Below are 23511 nucleotides of genomic sequence, written 5' to 3' on the forward strand. Positions count from 1 at the left end.
TCCCCCGAATTTCCTATGCCGATGCGAGTGCGACGACGATCTGTTCCAGTGTGGGTTCCACGACCTGCCATCCTGCCGCAATCAAGTCCTCGCGGTCCTGCTGGGGCGTGTGGTCGAAGGCAACGGCGACGCGCTGTGCAGGCCAGCTAACATCGAGCATGATCCCGTCCGGTCCTTCGGTGCCGATCGTCGGTGGCACAATCCCGCCGTGCGCGGCAAGCGCAGTGATCAGCTGGCGTTCGAAGTCCGAGGCGGCAGCGTCGTACACGTCGGCCCAGGCACCCAGCGGCCTGTCTTCCTGTGTCGATTCCTCCACTGGCGCCGATGCCGGGGTGACCAGACTGGTCGTGGTGATCACCGTCGGCCAATCGCGCGCGGTGAGCGCGTTGGCCAGTCGCAGCCAACCACGCCATGCATCGGCGTGCGCATCGTCCAAGGTCTCGTCGCGGTCGTCCAGCACGACCGCAACTCGCACCACCATCGTCGGCAGCATCTCGACGACGGCGGCGAGCGCGCCTGCCCGGTACAGGTGGACCTTGCGATCGCCAACTGGGAGGTGTTCGTCGAGCAGGACCGCCCTGGCGACGACCTCAAGGTCGATGGTGTCGGTGACGGAAACCGGTTGGGCGCCGCGGGAGAGGAGCATCGGCACTGCCCTGCCGACCGCGCGAACCGCGTCCGGAGCCGGCGCGAGCACCCAATCGACAAGCCACTCGACTGGGCCGCGCCCGAGTGCCCGGTATGCCTCCGGCGGCGCCTGGAACTGCGGGACCGTCTGCAGGCTCCCAGCCAGGTCCGGGTGGTACCAGGTCGGCTTTTCGGGTGCGTCGAGATCCGCCACGGTGACGGCGACGACGAGCACGCCGGCGTCACGCAGGTTCGCGCGTTTCGCGGCATCGTCGGCGAGCCTGTTGCAGGTCGACGTGGCGTGGTAGGCGCGACCATCGGTGAAGATGGCGACGTCCGGCACGTTCATGTCGTTGGTGTGCAACAGAAAGTCCGGTCGCGCGTCGGCCACGTTGGCCTGCGGGGTCAACGTCCATTGCCGGTGCCCGCCGGGCAAGGTGAACCGGACTACGTTGCCTGTGGAGCCGGGCGTCTCGGTGACGGTGGCGCCCGCACGACGGAGCTTGGCGACGAACAGCCGGTGGAACGCACGTTCCAGATGAGAATCCGGTTCCTCGTGGGGCGCTACTTCGGTCACCTTCCAGCCCATTTCGGGTGCTGTCGACTCGTCGGCAGGCAAGCCCAGCAGGGTACGCAGGTGCCGTTCTGCCGACGACCTGGATGCTCGGCGGACCATGCCAGGGGCCACGAACGGCAGCAGACAGCGATGACAGGCCAGGCGTTGCTCGTGCCTGCATTCGCACTCACGCACCCGTTGCCAGGCAAGCAACAGCAACTCACGCAGTCGATCCGGGTCGGCGGTTTCGGCGAGATAACCGGTGCCACCGGGCACCACGTCGTGCAGGAGGATCGCGTCGTGGTTGTCGGCGCCGTCCGAATGCGTCGGATCCACCACAAACTCGACCTGGATGTGGTCTGGGTGGCCACCCAGACGCTCACGCAATCCGAGCAGGAGCGCAGCGCCGATGCTGGGAACCGCGAAGTCGTCGCCAACGGTGACCGCTCGCGGCAGCCTGATCAGCAGCCCTTGGGTACGCAACGTTCTGGACAATGCGATCGTGCTGGTCACCTCATCCGTCGCCGTCCGGTAAGGACACCATGGTCGGTGCTCGTGCGGCCGGTTACGTCCGGTCTCGGTGTCTTTCTTCCCGCACCCGGAGCACACCCGGAACAGCTGCCCCAGCCGCTCCTCACCGCTGATCCTGCGGGTGGCGCCCTGGCCAGGTGCTCCAAGGTTGATCCAGCGAATGTCGACGCTGCGCAGGTAGGTGCAGCCGAGCCCGGTGTCCTCGACGAACCAGCGACGCACCACGTTCGCCGGGTCGATGTCGGCGGCGGTGACGACATTGAAGGCGGCCCGGTCTCGGTCGTCGCGCCGGTCGGAGATCGCCACCTCGTCACGCCGGACTTCGGCAGAGACCCTGGTCAGCTCGACCACGTCGAGACGTTGCCCGGTGTCGGAAATGCCTCGGTCGCCGCATCGGGGACACGGCGGGACAGGTAGGTCTCGGCCGCTCTCGGCGACGTCCAGGGCATAGCCGCACGACGGACAGAACGCCCAGGTACGAATGGACGCGCCGTCCAGCCCGAGGTCGACCGCGTCGATGGTGATCTCCCAGCCACGGGCGTAGAACGTGGCGCCGGGAGCGAAGTCGCGCAGCGCCAGCGCGGAACCGCGATTGAACTGGGCTGAGCCATACTCATGTGCACCGGTGTCCGGGTCGGTCCAGGACAACCCGACGTCGAGAGTGACCGAGTCGTCCAGCAACGTGTAGTTGGGGAGCAGCCCGTACTCCTCCAGCACGCTTATCCAATACGTGCTACGCAGGTGAGCGAGCTGGCCTGCGGTGAGCTTCGCGGTGGCCCTCGCCGAGCGCAGTGCCTGCTCGTCGTCGTCGGTGGCAGCGGGGGACGTGACCCTGGCTTCCAGATCCGGCAGCAACTCGGCGATCTTTTCCTGCCGTTGCCGCAAGGTCTCCACCGTGGACTGCCAGCGCGCGCTGGCAGCGTGCACGTGCGCGGCGAAGCCACTGGTTGCTGGCCCAGAACTGGGCCGTAGCCACTCTCGTAGTTCCGTGACGACGTCGGCAGGCAGGTTCGCGAATGTCGAGGTGAACGAAGCGACGTGTTCGTCGGCTCCTTGTTCGGCATGCCGGACGAGTTCGCCGAGGAAGGTGCCCGGCTTGTCCGAGCCGATCGCGCCGACCGCGGTGTGCGGATGTGGGCGACGCGGGTCGCGGGCGAACCCGTCGGCAAGATAGGCGGTGAACTGGCGGCGCAGGATCTCTTCGGCGGCAAGATACGTGGCTGGCGGACGGACCTCACCGTCCACGACGGACAACGGGTCGCCGATCTTGGGGAGCTGGTCGCCGCGCCCGGTGACGAACGCCAGGCTCAACGCGTTGCCGGTCAGCCGACCGGCGCGGCCGACGCGTTGCAGATAGGAGGCCACGGTGCGTGGCAACGAAGCGAGAAACACCGCGGACAGGTCGCCGATGTCGATACCCATTTCCAGCGTCGGCGTCGCGACCAGCACGTTCGGCGCCTGTGGGCTTCCTGCCGCGTTGCGGAACCCGTCTTCGTAGGCCAGCCGGGTCTCGTCGTCGAGCAAGCTGGTGTGCTCACGGGCGACCACACGACGCATGTCCGGTGATGCGTACAAACGTCGGTAGAAGTTGTCCGGCAACTCCTCCTCGCGCAGCCGGCCGCTGCAGCGGACGTGCAAGCAGGGTGCAGCGAGGAGCTGATCGATGGTGGCGGGCGAACCGGGCGTCACGGCCCGGCAGGTGTCACAGACCAGAAGTCGCGGCGTGATGTCCGGCGGCGCGATCACGACGCCGGATGCCGGGATGGCGTACACGGTGGCACCGGAGTCGCTGATAGTCGTGCTGAGCACACCGTCTCGGGCGAGCCGGTCGAACAGCAGCTTGGCCAGCCGCCCACCATCCAGCGGAGACACGTCGAGCACTCGGCTGGTCCAGCGGGCATACCAGGACTGGGATGCGGTGACGGCATCCACGCCGCGCCCGGTTGCGCCGGTCCCACCGACTTTCGGGTACGCGGGAGCGGGCCGGTTTCTGGGGAACGCGGGCATACCTTCGTGACGGGGCCGGCCACCCCAGATCGACCAGTCGCGGCCGTCCTCGGCGCGTAGCCGATCGAACCATGGGTGGTCGATGGCGCCTTGCGCGCGCATCCGGTCCAGCACGCCACGAACCCACGCGACCAGCAGGGCGTCGTCCCGGGTGACGCCATCGAGCTTGTCCTGCCACGACGTGCCCACCAGCGCGGCCCGCGCGACACCTGCGACGCGGTCCGCCGTCCCAGCTTCCACCTCGACGGCCACCGCGCCGGTGAGTTCCAGGGTGCGTCCAGTTCGTGAGTTGAGCCCGAATTCCAACGCAGCGGCCAGCGCGAGCCGTTTCCGCACCCGCGACTGCACGGCTGCAGGCACCGCTCGCAGCGTCGGGGCGTTCCAGAACGGGACGAACGATTCCCGGTCGGCACATTCCGGTGCGAGGATGCGATAGCGGGCGAACGGGTCGTCGCCCGCCCTCCGGATCACCTCGTCGATCAGCGATTCGAGGGTGAGCTGGCCGTCGGCGACGGCGTCGGCGAAGACCGAACGCAGGGTGAGGGTGTGCGAGCGAGCCTGGACGAACCCAGCCCGGTGCGCGGCGTCCTGCACCGAGTCGGTGAACACCAGTGCCTTCTTCTCCCGGGAGTCTAGGCTGGGCGTGCCGAACAACGTGGACAGCGACACCGACAGCAGAGTGGCGATCGCGCTTCCAAGGAACCGGATGCCGTCTTCCTGGCCGCAAGACGGGCAGGTGTCCTTGTTTGCGTCGGCGTCTGCGTCGGGGCCGGTGGTGGTGAGCACCGGCAGGATCCAGCCGTCGCGTAGTTCTGGGTCGTCCTCGGCGACGCTGGTGAGCAGTTCCCGGTGCCGCACGGAGAACCACATCAGTCCCTCGAGGGGCCGGTCGCCTTCCAGGCCCGCGACGGCTTCGACGGGTGCGTACAGCAGCGCCCGGAACCGGCCCTCACGGGCAGCGTGGTTGCGCCGGATGTCGTCGTCTTCGACGGCCAGGCTGTTGCCGACTGGGGCAAGCCCGACACCCCAGCCGGACCGGCCGCAATGCCTGCAGAAGATGGCCGGGAACGACGGCCGGGGCTCGGTGTCGTCCGCGACGACCGGACCGTCGTCGCTCCAGCGGAACCGGGTGGTCGCGGCGGCGGTCCGGTCGATGCGGGTCAGCTCGCGGACCCATTGGTGTACCTCCACCGACAACGCTGCCCGGCCCGCGACCGCGCGTACGTGCCCGAGTGCACCAACTACGTAGCCGACGAACTCCGGGTCGGTGTCCAGCACGTCGGTGGCCAGGTCGTCGAGGGCGATCGCGGATTCGGTGTGCCGGACGAGGTCGTGGATCAGCGGGTGGGCCCGGCATGCGGCGTTGAGCTGTTCCGGCGTGGCGTCGGCGAACGCCCTTTCGTCGAGACCGTAGAGCGCTCCGAGCATGGTGCGCGCGAGTCGTTCGCCGGTCGGGTCGTGTCCGAGCTCCACGACCTTGTTCACGATGCCTCGCACGTCGAGGTCGGCCAAGGGGACCGGAGGATGTCCCGGGTTCGCCCCCGCGGACCATTCGTCGAGGCTGAGCCGGGTCTCGGTGACTACCGCATCGGCGTCGAACTCCTCGCCGAACACGGTGGCGGCGAAGTCGAGCATGACCGTCGGGTCGCCCTTGTCACCCAATGTAGCGGAGGTGGCGACCGGTGCGGCAAGCCCAAGCGGCCGTCGTCGCGCGGCGGCGTCGATGCTCGGGTCGTCGTCGTTCCAGTGGCTTTTCAACGCGAGGCCGAGGCGCCGCAGCAGCATGGCGACATCGGTGCCCTGCGCGCCGTCGTAGGTGTGGAATTCGTCGAGCACCACGTAACGCAGACTGGTCGCCGACTGCCGCCAAAGCTCCTGGTCCTCGGCGCGCAACAGCAACTGGTCGAGCATCTTGTAGTTGGTGAGGAGGATGTCCGGCGCTGTGTCCCGGATGACGCCGCGTTCGGTGATCAGCCCGTCTTTGGTGACTCTGGTGCGCGTCGGTCCTTCCTGGCCGATGTAGAGAGCTGCGGTGACGTCGGCGAGTTCGCGATGCGTGGTGAGCAGCGTGGTCAGCCTCGCCGCCTGGTCGTTGGCGAGCGCGTTCATCGGGTACAGGATCAGCGCCTTGGTGCCCTTTTCGCCGTTGCGCCGGGCACGCAGGACGTGGTCGATGATCGGGTACAGGAAAGCCTCGGTCTTGCCGGAGCCGGTGCCGGTGGTCACCAACGTCGGCAGCGGGCGGCGGTCCTGTCCATCCGCTCTGGATGCGAGCCGGGCGAACGCGGCGGCCTGGTGTCCGTAGGGCGGGAAGCCCTCGTACCAGTCGAGCGTGTCGCGCCAGCCGTCGTCGGCGGGCCGGAACGGCAGGCGGAGGCGGACGTAAGGCCCTTTGAACATGCCGGTGTCCGGATCGGATAGAAACCGGTCGAGCGCCTCGCGTGCATCCCCGTCGGTCAGCCCGAACGTGGTCGTCAGGTAGTCGACGAGCCCGGTCCTGATCCGATGGGCCTGCAGCGTCGGCAGCAGCTCACTCACGAGCGCTCCTCAAGCCGCCGCTGGAACTCCGCATACGCCACACGCATGTCGTGCTCTCTGTCCAACGTAATGAACGGCAACTCGTACGTGTAGGTGTTGCCAGCCTGATTGGTAGCCGTCCGCTCCTCCTCGGACATCCGCTCCCCCTTCTTCCGCCACACGGCGAGCACAGAGTTGGGAACCAAACGTCCGTTGGCATCGTAGTAATAGACTTTCCGGTCGTACCCGTAGAGGACCGAGAACTGCGTCCGATAGATCGAGCACAACTCGTCAGCGCTGAGCCCGAGTGCAAGCGCAACCAGCGCGTCAATTTCCAACAACGCCTGCCGTCGATCAGCCGCGATGCGTAGGGGCGTGTCACTGCTCCACACTGGACCCACATCGCCGAGAGGCTCTCGTCGGTTGTGTTTGAACCCACCAGTCCACTGATCACCTGAAAAGTCCTCGCTATAACATTCACGCCAGAGTCCCCCATATGCGTTCACGATACAGTTCAACCGGAGAGACCTCAAGATCAGAAGATCGTCCAGCGGATGATCTTCACCGATTGGTATCCGATTTGCCACTCCTGCGCGTATTGTTGACTTTTGTGCGACTCTCACCGAGAAGTCGCTCACAATTGATGATAACTTGGCAGCTAGAGAAGCGATCGCCCTCGGAGCACATTCAGGGGATCCCATCGAAAAGATGCCATCAACATGCGCGGCATTCGGAGGAATGATAGCCGGCGTAAGCGTTCTCTCTCCAGTGTTTGCTGCCATACATCGCCAACCGATGCGGTAGTAGTCACGAGCCGCATACTCGCCATCTTCACCCCAGTGCGCGTACTTGAGGTCATAGCGATTTCGGTCCCCGCGGGGCTTGTAAATGGTGATTGGAACAGCATCAGCGGCAAGTTGCTCAAGGTCGCCGACAGACCAGTCATCCTTGTTCTTCATCGTACTGTTCGGAAACTTGTAAAATGGTGTAGCGACAAAGAGATGCGACCCTTGCAGGATCACGTCATCCCATCCCGAGGGCGTGCCCCACTTCGACTCGAAGTAGCCCTTCGTTCGGTCGTTCTTCTCATGCCAACCAGGAGAGAACTGAAGACCCAGCTCGCCGACCCGGGGCAAGTGGGCAAGTTTGTCCAGCGCGGCAGCAGCAGAGCGGTTGACGGCGTAGACCATCCGGGTCTGGCGGACCGGGACGTCGTCCGATTCGAGGACCGCGTGCCAGGTGGCCAAGGTGTCTTCGGTGACCGTGGTGATCCTACTCCGATGCGGCCGCAGATCCCAGTTGCCATCCGGGTCCTTGAATCCGGGTTCGGGACCGGATCCATCGTGTTCCTGTGACCGAATGGCGGTGTCGGGATGATACATCGACACCGCACTGAGGAACTTTACATACTCCCGCGAAGTGCCGTAAATGTTTACGCCATAATGTTTTTGATGTTGAATTTCAAAGAGTTGAAGTTCGTTAATAAACTCCCAATGCTGCCTCAGTCGTGAATACGCCGCCGCCCGCAGATCGCCTGCCTTCTCGTCGGTAAAGTGGGATTCGAGGGTGATCAGACCAATGGTGCCGCGCGGCGAAACGTGTCGCCAGGTTTGTTCCATGAAGCAGCGGTACAGGTCAGGTTGGAGCCCTTGCAGGTGTGGGTACTGGGCCAAGGAGCCAGTGTACTCAGCCAGGCAGGCTATGTCGGTTGCGCCGTCGATAACCAGGTCGCGGGCGCCGGGCAGGGCCAGTGTGGTTTCGCGCTTCTCCGCTCGCTTCTGCTCGGACGGTTTGACGGCCAACTGCCACCAGGGGTCGCCTTCGGCTAGGAGGCCGTCGATGTCGGAGCGAGGACGGACCCAGGGCGGATTTCCTATCTGGATGTCGAAACCGCCTCGGGCAAAGACGGTGGCGAAGTCGAGGTTCCAGTGGAAGAAGCCTTGCTGCTGGGCCACTCGTTCGCACACCACCAGCCAGGGGTGGGCTTTCAAGACCTTGGCTACCGGTTGAGCGCCGGCGAAGGTGAGGTCCAGGTCTTCGGCGTCGTTTAGTTCGTCCCAGTCGGCCGCATGTGCGAGGGTCGGTCCCGAGTTCTTCTTGCGGATCTCCGGACTACGTCCGAGCAATGCCTGTAGTGCCTCGATCCAGCCGTCGAGGTTCGGCGGCGCGACTGGGATGCCGTCGACCGTGACCGTCTTGGTGGTCAGCGGCCAGAACCACAACGCAGTCCACGCGTCCATCATGCGGCGGAGGCGCTGGTAGGCGCCGTTCGGGTCGGCCAGGGTGGCTTCGATCTGCTCGCGTTTAACCGAGCCGCCGACCGGGAGAGCGTCGGCGCCCCAGACCGGGATGTCCCGGCGGATCTCCTGTTCGGCGATGGTGAGCCTGCGGTAGGCGATCTGCCAGAGCACCTCGACTCGGTGGGCCAGTTCGGTGAGCGCGTTCACCTGTTTCTGGGTGGGTTTGGTGCGGACCTTCTTGCGCCACTCCTTCAACGCCTTCGCCGCGTCTGGCGCGAGCGCCGCGGCTTCCTTGGCGTCCGCGGCCGCACCCCAGCCGTCGGCTGGTAGCAGGAAATGATGGATGCCGTCGGTGGCGACCCGGTTGTTGGCAATGTCTTCAACGAGCGAAGTGAGCGGGATGTCGCGCGGGACTTCGGTGAGCCAGGACTTGGTGCTCACCTGGTTGCGGGTATAGACCGCACGGCGCGTGCCGACCAGGGAGTTGCCTCGGCGCAGGTGCAGGCCGAACCAGGGTGCGGACAGTCCGGAGACCATGGTGTCCAGCCAGAGCGAGATCTCCGCGAGCTCGACCGCGGTGGAGTTGAGGTCGACACCGTAGACGTTGTGCAGGGCGAGGTACGCCTTGACCTCTTGCAGGCGCCGCGGGTACTCGTCCGGGTCGATCCGGATGCCGAGTTCCGCCTGCCTGCGTTTGAGGTACTGGTCCGCCAGCTGCCGGACCGCTTCGATCGCGAACGCACCGGAGCCGAGCGCTGGTTCGCAGACAGTGAACGTGAGGATGTCCGCCGCGCTCGTCGTTCCATCCTGGTCGAGGAGTTCCTCCAGCGCCTGGCCCACAGTGAAGCGAGTGAGGACCTCTGGGGTGTAGTACGACGCGGACTGCTGGCGTTCCCGGCCGGCCAGGCGGAAGACGAACGAGCCCTTCGGGTGCAGCACCGGGCGTTTCTCCCCGGTACGTGGGTCGATGGTCTTGACGAAGTCGTTTGGTGAGATGCCGTCGGCACGGTCGACCGGCGCCACCCAGGAACCCTTTGATGCGTCGCCGCCCTTGGCCACCTCGTACAGGTCGGTTTCGGCGAAGAACCCGGTGTAGGACATCAGGCCCTCGTACACCGCGCCCAACTGGTTGATGCCGAGTTCGGCGTAGGAGATGAAGCCGCGGTCCTTGCCACGGGATTCCTTGCTGAGCAGCAGGTGCGTGAGCACCTGCTGCAACGCGGCGTTGCCGAGCCGTACCTCGTCGATGTGCGCGGTCTTCGCCGGCTGGAACAGGTCGGCCCGCAGCGGGTTGAACGTGAGTCCGGCCGCGGCCTCCGCCTCGTCGTGACTGATCGACGGGGTATGGCCGTTGTCGACCAGCCGAAACAGCACCGCCAGGGATTCGTACAGGTGGGTGCCATTACGAGCCTGCGGGGTGGCCAGTTCCACCTGAATCAGCTCACGGAGCCGGTCGAGACTGTAGCCCTGGTCGTATTCCGGGGCGCCCACCGGGAGCACACCGAGCTCGGGTGACGCCTCGGCGTAGAGCAGGAACAGGATGCGGTACAGGAACCGCAGCGACTGCTTCGCCAGCTCCTGCGCCTCGCTGGCGGGCAGCGGATCGAGTCCTTGTGCCCGACGGCGGTCGAGTACCTCGTTGGCGATGATCTCGATCGACAGGCGGACCCCGTCGCGGAGATCCTTCGACACCCCGACCGTGTGCTTGACCGACGCTTCAAGCACGCCGTGCCACCAGATGGCGCCTTCCGCGTCCGGGGCGATCGACTCCGCGGACAGGCAGGTGAGCGCCCGGTCGATCTCGCCAGCCTTCCTGGTGTCGTTGCGTTCGCAGACCAACTGCAGGTCGACCGCAAGATAGCGCCCCTCGGCCCAGCGTTCCCGCTCCGCCAGCAGCGCCCACCGGCCGGCCAGCACCAGCACGAACTCCGGAGCTTCCTCGGCGACGAACAACGACGATGTCAGCCGGGCAACAGACTTGATCTCCTCGTCGTCCTCGGAGAGCTGCACTGGTTCCGGCAACGTCACCGCGTCGCGGGCGAGCAGATCCTCCACCACGACGACCGGGCGAGCGGAAAGCACCACCAACGGGGCATGTTTCTCGACGCCGGGCGCCGACACCCGCAGCAGCGGCCCGGTACGCTCGAGCACCAGGCCGTGGCCGATCAAGCCGAGGATGCCAAGCAGTCGCTCATGCACGTCCGCGGCTACGCCATCGGCCGTGCGGCCGTCACGGGCGCCGGCCTCTGCGGACGGGTCCAGCAGTTCGGTGATGACGGCAAGATCGCGTTCCAGGTCCTGACGGGCGGCAACGAACCTGGATCGGGGCGTCTCGCGACCCTCCTTGTCTTCGTCGTCCCAGAACTTCCGTCGCTCCGACACCTTCGCGCGAAACGACTCCTTGGTCGCCTCGGTGTTGAAGTAGTGCTCGGAGAGCCAGCCTTCACCGACGATGATCGCGTCCGAACCGGCCATTATTTCTCTCCTTCGGCTTCCGGAACGACCGCCAGCAACGGGCGAACCAGTTGGCGGTCCGGGGCCATCGCGGCCACCATCGCCCGCTCCTGGTCCACGGTGGCCCGGCGGCGTTTGAGCTCACTGCGCTGAATCAGGGCCTCAGCCTCGTCGTCCCAGTGGTCCAGCCGGGTCGACCATTGCTCGACCCGGCTCGCCACGTCCTTGGCCGCCGCCTCGAACAACGTGTCCAGGTGACGTTCGGCCTGTCGAACAGCTGGCTTGACGAGCGCTCTCACGTTCGTGACGTCGACCGGACCGGGGTTGGTGCGGACCTGGTCCCAGCCGAGCTCGACGAGCGCGTCCCGGGCCGATGCGTGCGGGGCGATCAAGGCGAACGACGGGTCGTCCTGGTCCGGGAACTGTGCGGTCAGCCATGCAACCGCGACGACCTGGCCGCGCTTGTTGGTCAAGGTGCCGACCAGCAGCACCGTGGGCGCGTCCACGGCACCACGCACCGCGAACACCTCGTTGCGCCCCAACGCAGCCAGCGCCCGGTCCGCCGCCCAGTCCAGCACCGGGTGCAGCGGCGCGAGGTAGTGCGCGTCCGGCCAGCTCAGCTTCGTGGCGTCACGCAACGCGGCGGCCATCCTGTCCTTGCCGCGCGCCGGGGTCGTCGCCAGCACGAGTTTCTCGGTGACCTTTCGTTCAGCGAGGTACCGCTGCGGCAGCACGTCGAAGCGTTGCGCGAGATCGGGTGGCGGTTCGAGTTCAGCGGTACCGAAGTCGACGTCCCTTCGCCAGCTGACGCCGCCCTTGGCCAGTGGCGCGGTGGGGTCGATGAACGCCTGACGCAACGCGTCCTCCAGGTAGGACACCTCGTCGGGGTAGAGCACGAGACCGGGTCCCGTCGTGTCCGGTCGGCTCGGCTCCGGCTCCGGAGTGGCGGGGCTGTCGAAGAGCTGCGCGAACAACGCGGTCAGGTCGTTGCCGGTGGCGACGTCGGCGACCGAGCGGACCACGTCGTCAAGCTCCTTGCTGCCGGCCAGCACCGCGCGGATGTCGTCCTCCTCGCTCTTCACGTCGTAGTGCCCCATCAGTGAGGCGACGTCGCCGAGCGCGGTGTGCGCCTCGTTCTCCTTCTCCAGCAGCCTGGCCAGAATCCGAACGTCGCCGGCAAACTTCTCGCCGTCCGGGTCGAGCAGCAGCGCAGTGATCAGTGGTGGGTGTTTCTGGCCATAGCGGTCGATCCGACCGTTGCGTTGCTCGATCCGGATCAGGCTCCACGGAATGTCGTAGTGGACCAGGTGGTGGCATTGCGCATGCAGGTTGACGCCCTCGGACGCGACGTCCCCGGTGACCAGCACCCGCACCGGCGCCTGTTCCTGCTTGAATGCCTCGACGACCGCCTGCTGTTCGTCGTCGGCGAGCCCGCCGTGCATCAACGCCACGGCGTCGGCGGGCATGTTCAGGTCGTGTGGCAACCTGCGATGAAGCCAGCGCAGCGTCTCCAACCGCTCGGCGAACACCACCGCGCGAACCGGCTTGTTCTTGCCCACCCCGATCTTCTTCAGGTGCTCGACCAGGCGCTGATACTTCGCCGAGGTCCGGCATTCGTCGTTCAGTTCGGCGAGTTTCCGCAGAGCCAGACGTTCCCGCGCGGCCCGATCGTCGTTGCCGAGTCTGCCCAGCCTGCCTTCGATACTTTCACGCAGAGCGGCCGGTGAGGACAGGAACGCCTTGGCCAAGGTCCACGGGAACAACGACGCGTTCTGCCCCGAGTAAGGACTCCCGCCCGTTCCTGGCCACAGCCAGGTGTCCGCAAGTTCGCGGGCGACCGCGTTCTCCTCGGCCGTCGCCGGGACGAGAATGTTCTCCGGTTCCTGCCGCGGCGCCCAGTCGGCGCCGACGACCTGTGCGACCTCGGGGCTGTGCCGGTGCCTGCGCACGACCAGCCTGCGTACCTCGTCCTTGTCGAGCCGGCCGTCCGGTGGAACCGCGGACGGGTCGAGCAGCCGTAGCAGTTCGGCGAACGAGTCGGCGCGACCGTTGTGCGGCGTCGCCGATGCCAGGATCAACGCCTCGGCGTTGCGGGCAAGAATCCTGGCCAGCCGGTTGTTCAAGGTAGCCGAGTTCGACAGGTTGTGTGACTCGTCGATCACCACCGCGTCCCAGCGCTGCTTGCTCAGGCTCGCCACGTAGCGGTCGGACTTCAGCGTGTCGATCGAGATGATCGCCCGCTTGAAGTACGTGAACGGATTACGGGTGGCAGGCAACTTCTGCCGTACCCGCTGAATGCCCGCCGAGTCCAGCCGGACGAACGGCAACGCGAACCGGCACCAGAGCTCGTGCTGCATTTGTTCCAGCACGTGCCTGGGCGTCACCACGAGAACGCGTTCGCCTCGCCCGCGACGCACCAGTTCCGAAAGGATCATGCCAATTTCAAGGGTCTTGCCAAGCCCGACCGCGTCCGCCAGCAGCAGCCGTGGTCGCAGGTTGGCTGGATCGAGCGCCTTGAGTACCGCCGACTGCTGATAGCTCAACGCATCGGCGAGCCCCCTTGTAGCCACTGACAACGTCTGTTCGCCGATGGGGAGCGGAGTCTTCCGGATCGTCGACTCCAGCCACAGCCGGGCCGTGCGGTAGCGAGGACTGTCGTCGGCGACGACCGTCGCGTCGGCTGGCTCCAGCGGAACGATCTCGTCGAGGTTGCGATAGAACGACGCGCTGGTGTCCCTGACCAGCTCGCCAAGTCCTTGCACATGCACCAGCTGCCCGTCAGCCGTGTCTTCCACCGCGGTGACCAGCCATTCCTCGCCCCTGATGAGCACCGTTGAGCCAGGCGCGAATGCACTGTCGGCTTCGGACTTCGCTGCTGTCACAGCTACCTCTCAGTCGTCGTTACGTCACTGACAAGAGTCGTCACCGGGACGGATTCGTCGCCGATCGATGGTTAGGGTATGCAGTCATGGACCACCCGCCAACGCCGCTGGACACCGCGACGTCTGCTCGACTGCGCCGCCAGCCCCGCTCGGGCACGAAACCAGAGGTGACGTTGCGCCGCGAACTCCATCGCCGGGGTCTGCGGTTCCGGGTCAACCATCCCGGCCTTCCCGGTCGTCCGGACATCGCGCTCACCAGGGTGAAGGTCGCGGTGTTCGTGGACGGCTGCTTCTGGCACCGCTGTCCCGAGCACGGCACGTTGCCACACACCAACCGGGAGTGGTGGCAGGCCAAATTCGATCGCAACGTCGACCGCGACCGAGCCAAGGACAACGCGCTCGGCGAACTCGGCTGGCACGTGTTGCACGTGTGGGAACACGAGCCGACCGAATCGGCCGCCGATCGGGTCGAGACCGAGTGGCGGCGCAGGGTCATGAGCTGATCCGCAGGTAACCGCGGGGACCGAACAGTGTGCCCCGATTCAGGAACCGGTTGAAGAACCTGCACGACGGCTCGCCCAGATGCACGCAGGCGCTGCACGCTCCACTGCCACGGCTACACCCCGGATCCAGCGGGCATCGGTGCTCGGCGTCCACGAACGCCGTCAATAGATCATCCAAATTCGACTCGAATACCGCCTGCAAACCACCTAGCACGAAGTCACCCCGTGCCGCCGCGTACACGAAGAATCCCACGTGCCCGGGAACCAGGTACTCGCTCAATGCGTCTCGTTCGATCCCGGAGAATGCCGCCGTTTGCCGGATGAACCGGTGCGCGTAGGTGTGGATCAACTGCAGCAGGTCCGCGCCCGCAGAGCCGGTAGACTGGGGGGCCTTCTTGTCCGGCGGTGTGATGGATTCCAGGATCGCCACCCTAGCCACGACAGGATCGGTGTCCCCCGCCGACCACCCTGCCAGCGCGTGGCCCTGCCCGGTGAGCCAGTTCGCCGCCCGTACCGGGTCCAAGCGAACCAGGTACGCCTCGGTCTCGGCCAGGTTGCCGTAGAGCCGGTAGCCACCTCCGCGCCGACGGAACGGCACCAGCGTGCACTTCGATGGGTTGTCGTCGCCCCTGGTGAACCCATACATGGCCGTGAGGACCGGGAACCGGTCGACCAAGTCGAGGCCGTCGATACCCGCGCGCGCCAGCGCCGCTGGGTAGGCTGTGCGATAGCGCTGATCGAGTTGGTCGCCAGGCGTTGCGCTGCGCAATGCGGTGGTCGGCTGCCTGCTTTCAGCGAGCGCCATGGCGATGTCGACAGCCGCGCGCTCCGCCTCATCTCGACGCGCTTCGGATAAGGAATCAACCGGATGCTCACCGGGTTTCGCCAGTTGCCCGCCCTGTTCGGCCATGTCCGCCATTTTCTTGGCGAACGTCTCGTCCATGCCATCTTTGATCAGCTTGGCGAGGAATTCTTCCTTGGTCTGCTTCGATTCGACGTCCGCCGGACGCTGCGCGGTGAGACCGTCCACCACCCACGCCAGTGCCTTCCGAGCGCCGCCCGCCAGCTTGAGATTTTCCCGATGTTCCGGGCGAGGCGGGTTGATCAGAACGAGGCCGCGTGGCGTGTAGACGGTGCGCGCCTTGTGCACATTCCACCGGAACGTACCGTTGCCACACGGACATGGTTTGTTGAACCCGAGTCCGGTCATCGTTTTCGTATGGCATTCCGGACATTCGAACGTGATGTCAGCCGCCTTGGCACTTTTCGGAATGACGACCTTGACATCGTCGTGGGTGACACAGCGCCGGATCCATGGAACTTCGATTCGACCGCAGTCGTGAATGCCGACGAAGTGCAATTGACCCCAGCGGCGCTGTCCGCATTTACACGACCGGTTCAGGCTTTTCCCGATGCGTTTGCAGGCGCGACACAACCACACCTCCGGATACCGTTCGACGGTGACGCCGCGCCGCTCGTCCAATTCAACGACCTCGACCGATGCACCCCGATGCAGTTCCGCCCCGATTCCACTGTCGTTGTCGTTCGCAGTCCACGCCGCGATCTCGCGCAGCAAACTCCACCGCACTCGATCGATGTCCACCTCGATCGCCGAAGGCGCCGACCATTCGGTGACCCGATAGATGTCGCCGCGAAGGTCGACGGTCTGCTCCGGCAGAAATGTCCGCAGGATTTGACTGCCGCTTCGACTTCCCAAAATCGTCATGTCGTTCCAAGCTCAATCGTGAATGGGCGCGGTCGCTTCGACGTCCCGCAGGCTCCTCATCGGCGGATTCGGCCCGATCTCGCCAATGAAGTTCGTCTTCATGGTCGGGTCTTCAAGGTCGACAAACCATTCCTTCAGCCAGTCGAGGATCTGCTGCTGATGCAGGGAGTCCTCGGCACCGTCGAGGCCGAACACCGCCGCGACCACGTCCGCCTCCTCCTGCGGCGTCAGCCCGATGATGCGCAGGTAGTCACGCAGCTTCTCGGGCGTGCTCAGCCGCTGCTTACTCGCTGGTTCCCGGATCATCAGCGTGCGGGCAGCGACCGCACCCGCGATCGTGAGATCGAGGACGCGGCGGCTGCGCCTGGTGATCGGGATCGGATCGACGAACCGGTCGCCCTGGCGCACGTACGGGCCGAAATGCCGGAACGTCTGCGCATCCCGCTCGCGGCCGATCTTGTGTAGCACGTACACAAGGCCCGGTCGGGTACGGCCGACCCGCGCAGTCGTCTGGATGAACTCGGCGGTGGTCAACGGCAGGCCGAGCATCACCATCGTGTTGAGCCGTTCTACGTCCACCCCATGCGAAAGCATCGAACTCGCAGCGACCACGTGCACCCGCTCGAGAAAGTCGTCCTCCGGCTTCTCTAGCCGTTCCAGAATCGCCCTAACCTCGTCGAACTCGGTCTGGCCAGTGAGCTGTTCTACGTTGATCCCGTCAACGGTGTTGTTGCTGCCGAGGCTTCGCCCAGCAGCCTCCACGTCGTAGAGGGTGGAGCCGTACACGACGTTGGTACCGTACTGGCTGACCAGCATCTCGGCGTGGTCGGGATCGACGCCTGCTTCCGCACAGACCCTCACCGGTTCCTTGATCAACTCCCTGACACAGCGCTGCAACGTGTCCAGGGTCCGGTCACTGACATGTTCGAGAGTCACCCCTCGAGGTGCGACGGCGACGAACCGGCGCAACGGTTGATCGGTCGGCACCGTCCAGAACGACTCGCCTGCGCGGGGCCCAGGTTGAGGAAACACCCGCCCTTCACGCTGGTACAGCACGTCGACCTGCCGTTCGTAGCCCGTCAGCGTCGCGCTGCTAGCCACGATCTTGGCCCGACTCCGGGTCGTTTCGTACTGCAGATGGTCGAGCAGGCTCTCGTAGTGCGCGTCGACGGCGCCGAGGCTGTCTCGCAGTAGGTGCAATTCATCCTGGAGCCGTAGGGTCGGGGCGAACCGCTTCGCGTCCATCGGCAACTCCCTCGAACTGCCCTGACAGTTTGGCACCAGACAGCCGTTCGGCGTTTTCGCGCGTTCCGCGTAGGTGAACCCGTGCCACTTCTCTGAACAGAACCTGCGCGGTGGCCCGACCAGCCCACGCATGGCCTGCTGCAGACCGATCGACGCCGCCTTGTCCAAAGTGCCGACCACCACCGTCGGTAGGAATCGGAACACCTCCTGGTCCACTACGTACACCGGAAGCGGACGACTCCCGTAACGACAGCTCTTGTTGGTGCACCAGTGTTCCAACGTCCAAACCTGCCTGTTGAAGCGCATGCGCAGGTTCTCGTCACGGCAGAATGGGCAGCGCAACAGCACCTGGTACTTGTCTGGCATCCCCGGGCTATCCGGGCTGACGTCGTCGTGCTTCGCCGTCGCCGTCGGCACGATCTTGTTGGGGGTGCCTGCCTGACCGACGAGGAAGCCAAGGCTGAACGGCGCCCCGCCGACCTCGTGGTCCTGACGCACGACTTCCGCAGAGGCCAGGCTGTCGGCGAACCGCTGAGTCTGTTGCAAACTGAGCAGACGCAAAGGAAATCGGGACCAGGCGGTTACCCCCATCGTCTTTCCGGTGAGCCGGTCGTAGAACGCCGCCGTCAGCAACAACCCCAGGTACGTTTCAGTCTTGCCGCCACCGGTGGCGAACCAGACGGTGTCGACGTACTTGGCTTCGTCCGCCGGTTCGGCCAGGAACCGGACCGACGACAGCAAGAATCCAACCTGGAACGGTCGCCAGTCCGGGTACTTTCCCCTGGTGCTGTCGCCGATCGCCTCGTTCATCAATCGGAAGGCCCGTAACAGTGTGGGTGTAGATTCCAGCAACGCAAGGCCGGTACGGAGCCGGTCCAGCTCGGCAAACACGGCCTGCGCGGACGTGTCGGCCTCGGCACGCATGGCGTCCGTCCAGCCCTCAGCATCCTGCCGGGCGTCCAGCACGGCTGGTGACCAATGCGCCTCGTCGTACTCGGCCAGCGCATCCACCAGCTTCGCCAGCTGCGGCAACGGGTCCCGGGCCAGGGTCGTGAAGCTCAGGTCCGGCTTCGCATAGGTGTCGTCCCAGTAGATGGGCCTGCGGGTTTGCACGGTGACGGTGTCCGTGCTGCGGAAGACCCCTGGCGCCACCACGTCGACCCCGACGTTGACCCCGTACGCTGGCACGGCCCGGTCGTATCGGAAGCTGTCAGGAAGTGACTCCATCTGGAACGGCACTGTGGCCAGGCCCGAGATTTCGATCTCGGTCTCGTACAAGTGCGAATCGGTGAGCCCCCTCTGCGGGCTCGTGTTGACCAACTGCACGACCAGTTCGGTCTGCTGGTGCCAGTCCTCCACGTCGACACGTATCTCGGCGGTCAGACCCTGTGCGCCCACGGCAGCGAAGGCCGCAGCCAGTTGCGCGGAGCCGAACGATCCGCCGTTGGCGCCGACCGACACTGGCACCTTCTCCTCGACGAGGCCCGTACGCCACCAGCGCTTGTCTGGCTCAGGCCCGTCTCTGCCATCCTTCACCCATCCCCTGGCACGAACGATCACGGTCATCGACCACGACGGAGGGTTTGCCGGGCGCAACCGGATGCCGATGGCACAGGGGTCCAGTCCTTCGGACCGTTCGTCACCAGCAGCTTTCTGGACCTCATCCTCACAGGCCAACCGCCCCAGCCAGAAGGTTCCCGACGGGGCGACCTCCAGGCGATCCAGTCCATCACCTCGCCCGGCTGCGACGACCCGGCGGTCGAGCCAGCCGACGAACGCTTGACACGCTTGCTCCGGCGACTGGGTATTGGTTCCGTTCACCTGCTTTGATCCCCTCCAGAGCGATGCTGGTTCAGTCGAACTTCGGATCATCGGCGACGTACGACCGCAACGAGGTTATACGTGCGCTTTCACGCAGCTTGGCAATCGACGTTCCCTGAATCTGCCGTATACGCTCGCGAGTCACCCCGAACGACACGCCGATCTCGTCAAGCGTCTCCTCGTTGCCCGTCCCAATGCCGAACCTGCGTTTCACGACCTCGACCTCCCTGTCCGACAGTTGGGAGTGAAGCGTGCGTGTCAAATCTTCCCGCATCTGCGCGTGGATGACGATGTGCGCCGGATCGGCGCGGGCATCGCGGCCCTCCTCCGTGATCAGCACATCGGACAAACGGAGATCACCATCATCCCCAAGCAGGGCATCGAGGCTCACCACGGGCCTGTCGATGTCCCGTATCGCCTGAATCTGTCCTGATTCCATGCCCGTTTCCTCAGCGATCTCGGCCAACGCGGGCTCCCTGCCGAGCCGCCCGGTCAGGCCGTGAACCGCCTTCCGCACTTTTTGGACCTGCTCGTGGAAGTGAATGGGGACCCGGATCAACCTGCCGCGGTCACCGATACCGCGCTCGATCGCCTGTCTGATCCACCACGTGGCATAGGTCGAAAACTTGAAACCCTTCGATCCGTCGAACTTGTCAGCCGCACGGATCAGCCCACAATTGCCATCCTGGATGCGGTCCGGGAACTCCACCCCGGACGCCTCGTAGCGTGAGTTCTTGGCGATCGACACCACCAGTCTCAGATTGGCGCACACCAATTCGGTACGAGCGCGTCGTCCGCCCTCGATCTGCGAATGCAGGCTGCGGCGCAAGGCCGCGTCCAATGCGTCACCCGCCGGCCTATCAAGCTCGTTCTTGGCGGCAACGCCTTGTGAGATCAGAGACCACAACTCGATCTCTCGCGCGCCGTCGATCAGGGGATAGCTAGCCACTGCCTTCAGGTACTGGCTGACGGCGTCCTGGTGGTGCCCGGGGTTCGCGGAGCGCCGCGGCCGGACGGGACTGGAGCTCACCAGTTCGACTCCGGCATCCTCCAGCATCTCCAGCAACTCGTGATGCTGGACAGGATTCAGCCCTCGCTTGCTGACGAGCAGCGCGATGTCTGTCTGAACAAGGTGCCGGCCTCTCCGCAACCAGTCTCCGAGCAGATCGTCGAACGCTTGTCCCACGATGTCGTTAACGTCTCGCAAGGAAATCGACTCTGTCTCGCCCCAGAACAACCAAGCGGCATCGCCACTCTGCGCCTCGACTGGGACTCCGTCCCTCATCTGGCTCGACTCTTCGCCCTTCTCGTTGGTGCCACCTTCGCCGGCCGAGCTCGATACACTTTGGCCCAGAGCGACCAGCAACCGGTCGACGTCGCGGTGAGTCAAGCGATGACGCGAGGCAAACTCGATCAAGGACCGCGCGTCCGAACGCCCATCGTGACTCTCCGCGATCGAACGCAGTTCATCGACAAGATCGTCTACGCTCGTGGCGATCGACGGTCGACGCACCGTGTGGCGTGCAGGGGCCGCCATTGACCAAACTCCTCCCTCAGCTCCACAGGAACGTCGGGAAGAAGCACCCCAACGTAAGCATGCAGGCGAAGTTGTTTCCCCAATCGTTATCAAGACCAAGACGTAACGCAAGCGTCCCGACGCAGCCCCCGCTGTGGACCCGCGGACCGACACTCGAAGCCCAGGACGATCACCGGATCGCCCGCCACGAGACGGGGAGTCCTGTCACCCTCTGCAGCCAGAATCGACTACAGTCCCCCTGTGACTGCACGACCCTTCATGATCTCAGCAGTCGATCTGTTTTGCGGCGTCGGCGGGCTCTCGTACGGCCTGCGCGATGCAGGCGTCCACATCGCCGCCGGGATCGACGTCGACCCGGCCTGTGCATACCCGTTCCGCACGAACATCGGCGCGCCGTTCCATCAGCAGGATGTGCGCCACGTCGAGGCTGACGATCTCGCAGCAATGTGGCCCGCGGACGCCCACGTGCGTGTTCTGGCCGGCTGTGCGCCCTGCCAGCCGTTCTCCTCCTACCGACGAGGCATCGACACCTCAAAAGAACCCGCCTGGCCGCTGGTCAACGAGATGCTCCGGCTGATCGAAGCGACGTTGCCGGAGGTCGTGACGATGGAGAACGTGACTCGCATTGTGAGCGCTTCGGTCTTCAAGAGTTTCGTCGTCGGTCTTCAAGATCTTGGATATCACGTCGATGCCGAGTCATGCTACTGCCCGGCGCACGGGGTACCACAGCATCGCAGGCGACTCGTCCTTCTCGCCTCACGGTTAGGGGTAATCACTGTGCCGAAGGGCACACTCGGCCCCAGTGAGTATCCCACCGTGCGCCAAGCGATCCACGCTCTCCCGCCGATTGGACACGGAGAAACACACCCACATGATCGCCTTCACAAGAGCCGCAGCTTGACCAAGATCAATCTGAAGCGCATCAGGCGCTCCACACCTGGCGGCACATGGGAGGATTGGCCCGAAGAGCTTCGGGCCGCATGCCACAGAAAGGCATCAGGATCGACGTTCCGCAACGTCTACGCACGAATGAAGTGGGACGAGCCGTCGCCCACGATAACCACCATGGCGTACAACTTCGGCACTGGCCGGTTCGGTCATCCCGAGCAAGACAGGGCACTCACCTTACGAGAAGCGGCCAACCTCCAAAGCTTCCCGCCGGACTACGAGTTGGTAGCCCCGGACGAGCCAGTCCAGTTCGCTCCGCTTGGTCGGCTCATCGGCAATGCTGTACCACCTCGACTCGCCGAGGCCATAGGTCAGACGATCGTGGAACATGTCAAGGCGACGGTAGTCGAGCCGACCGACCCCGCAAACGCTCTGAAGATCCGCCGGCGAAAGCAACCAGCACGCGCACGCAAACGCGGCGTGTGATCCCACCACGAGCACCAGCGAAAATGACAGCAGGACGCGACTGCCGACGATTAGCTCGCAAGATCATGCTGGTCAGCAGGGCTACGGCTCATCGTTGAACATGACACCTTCGTCTGGCTCGCATCGGTCTTCGCTTCGCGTATGACTAGACCTTTGATGCGAGTTGTGGTGCGACCCGGGGGCTAAAGCGGCTCTCGCGACCAGTGCTGCAAGCACCTAGCGAACAAGATCGCAAGTAGACAGCACGGGGGCGCTGGGTTGGTTCCCTCCTGAAGCGGGCGTTGCAGGTTCGATGCCCGCCGGGGCGCAAATTGTGATCAATGTGTCCTGACCTGCGGAAACTGTCTGCTTCTGACGGGGCAGGCGTGACAACACTGGCTGCGAATGCCACCGCGGGATCGCGGCCCGCCCTACACCGGACTCCCGCCATTGGCCCTTGGCCTGCCACTCGCCGTGCCGATGGGCAGGAGGGTTCACGCCGGCATCCATCCAGGCTGCCTGGCATCGTGGACTTCGCTGCGCTCAGTCACCGAAGTGGCGTGGGTACGACTTCACGCTGGCCGCGATCGCCGCCAGGAAGCAGCCGGAGGGTCAGCCCGGCTGCGACGCCGTTGGCCTCGTAGAAGCCGAAGACGAAGTCCACCTGGTTTCCGAAGTCCACGCCACTCAGTACCGGGACCACGAAGATCGCCACGACGAAAAAGGCACAGAGGGCACATAGACGCCCACGCGCCCGCGATCCTCCGCGCGACCGTGAACGCCCCCGTGACCAGCACGCACGCAGCGGCGATGAGACCGCCGAGGACATTCACCCATCCCAGGCTCGACCATTCACTGGACGGACCGCTGATCTGGAGGTTGATGATCGCGAACCAGACGAGCATGCACTCTGTGGCCAGAGTGAGGCACCAGGCGATCGCCGCTGCGGCGGCGTTGGCTTTGGGGCGCCTATTGAACGAGCCCACGCCGCCCCACGGGGCGGGCCCACCGACAGCCAGGTGCGGCTGCCCGGCCTGCGCCGCGAGAGCAACCCGCGGATCGTTCGGCCCCGGAGACGGGACCTGCCACGCGGCGGGCGGCGCAGGCTGGAGGCGTGCGGACTGGACCATGGTCGGCCTGGCATCCCCGCCGGCCGTGCCCAACCGCGCGGGGGCGACGAGCGCGGCCACCCGATCGCGCCGGGCGGTGATCATTCCGTGCACTGCCTCCGGCCACGGGCGGACGGAGGGTGCCAGCGAGCCGACCATCTCCAAGATCTGGGCCGGGGTCGGCCGCACAGCGGGGTCCTTCGCCAGACACTCCGCGACGATCCGGGGCAGCCGGCCGGGCATCTTTGCGAGGTTCGGCTCACCGGACACCACGTTGATCAGCGTGCGCAGGGTCAAGGACCCGGCGAACGGGCTCACGCCAGAGCAGGCCACGGCCAGCACGATGCCCAACGAGAACACGTCGCTGGCCGGGCCCAGCTCGCCGCCCTCGGCCTGCTCGGGC

General features: G+C 65.3%; 9 protein-coding genes and 1 pseudogene. 2 read left to right on the forward strand and 8 right to left on the reverse strand.

Annotated features, from left to right (window positions below; genetic code table 11):
* Window positions 1-13 precede the first annotated feature (13 nt).
* Genes BA062_RS34560 through BA062_RS34570 form a run of 3 tightly spaced genes read right to left on the reverse strand, consistent with a single transcriptional unit; the run spans window position 14 to window position 13814 of the window.
* The gene (locus BA062_RS34560) at window positions 14-6259 is read right to left on the reverse strand and encodes a DEAD/DEAH box helicase (RefSeq protein WP_110343353.1); all 6246 of its coding nucleotides are present in this window, start codon (window positions 6257-6259) and stop codon (window positions 14-16) included.
* A complete protein-coding gene (locus BA062_RS34565; protein ID WP_110343354.1) occupies window positions 6256-10953 on the reverse strand; it encodes a class I SAM-dependent DNA methyltransferase in 4698 nt (1565 codons plus the stop codon). Before BA062_RS34565 ends, BA062_RS34560 begins: the two co-directional genes overlap by 4 nt.
* Entirely contained in the window at window positions 10953-13814 is a 2862-nt protein-coding gene (locus BA062_RS34570; protein WP_110343355.1) for a helicase-related protein, read from the reverse strand. Before BA062_RS34570 ends, BA062_RS34565 begins: the two co-directional genes overlap by 1 nt.
* An 86-nt stretch (window positions 13815-13900) precedes the next feature.
* Between BA062_RS34570 and BA062_RS34575 the strand changes: the two genes are divergently transcribed.
* Window positions 13901-14317: a very short patch repair endonuclease gene (locus BA062_RS34575; protein ID WP_110343356.1), complete on the forward strand. Its 417-nt coding sequence runs from the start codon at window positions 13901-13903 to the stop codon at window positions 14315-14317.
* Here BA062_RS34575 and BA062_RS34580 read toward each other — a convergent pair.
* Genes BA062_RS34580 through BA062_RS34590 form a run of 3 tightly spaced genes read right to left on the reverse strand, consistent with a single transcriptional unit; the run spans window position 14307 to window position 20646 of the window.
* On the reverse strand, window positions 14307-16043 hold the full coding sequence (locus BA062_RS34580; RefSeq protein ID WP_110343357.1) for a hypothetical protein: 1737 nt from the start codon (window positions 16041-16043) through the stop codon (window positions 14307-14309). The two genes, BA062_RS34575 and BA062_RS34580, sit on opposite strands and share 11 nt — an antisense overlap.
* A 12-nt stretch (window positions 16044-16055) precedes the next feature.
* Window positions 16056-19109: a helicase-related protein gene (locus BA062_RS34585; protein ID WP_110343358.1), complete on the reverse strand. Its 3054-nt coding sequence runs from the start codon at window positions 19107-19109 to the stop codon at window positions 16056-16058.
* A 31-nt stretch (window positions 19110-19140) separates the two neighbouring features.
* Entirely contained in the window at window positions 19141-20646 is a 1506-nt protein-coding gene (locus BA062_RS34590; protein ID WP_110343359.1) for a sigma-70 family RNA polymerase sigma factor, read from the reverse strand.
* A 240-nt stretch (window positions 20647-20886) separates the two neighbouring features.
* Between BA062_RS34590 and BA062_RS34595 the strand changes: the two genes are divergently transcribed.
* Complete coding sequence (locus tag BA062_RS34595; protein WP_245960150.1) at window positions 20887-22020, forward strand: DNA cytosine methyltransferase; 1134 nt, start codon at window positions 20887-20889, stop codon at window positions 22018-22020.
* Window positions 22021-22546: 526 nt separating this feature from the next.
* On the opposite strand, the gene BA062_RS40780 is transcribed toward BA062_RS34595, so the two are convergent.
* Together BA062_RS40780 and BA062_RS41470 are read right to left on the reverse strand one after the other, a co-directional pair.
* Window positions 22547-22714, reverse strand: a complete 168-nt coding sequence (locus tag BA062_RS40780; protein WP_245960151.1) for a hypothetical protein — start codon at window positions 22712-22714, stop codon at window positions 22547-22549.
* 613 nt (window positions 22715-23327) lie between these two features.
* Window positions 23328-23486, reverse strand: a pseudogene (locus BA062_RS41470) (hypothetical protein); the annotation flags it as partial.
* Window positions 23487-23511: the final 25 nt, after the last annotated feature.

This window comes from Prauserella flavalba (assembly GCF_003202235.1).
In the GTDB taxonomy this organism is placed as follows: domain Bacteria; phylum Actinomycetota; class Actinomycetes; order Mycobacteriales; family Pseudonocardiaceae; genus Prauserella_A; species Prauserella_A flavalba.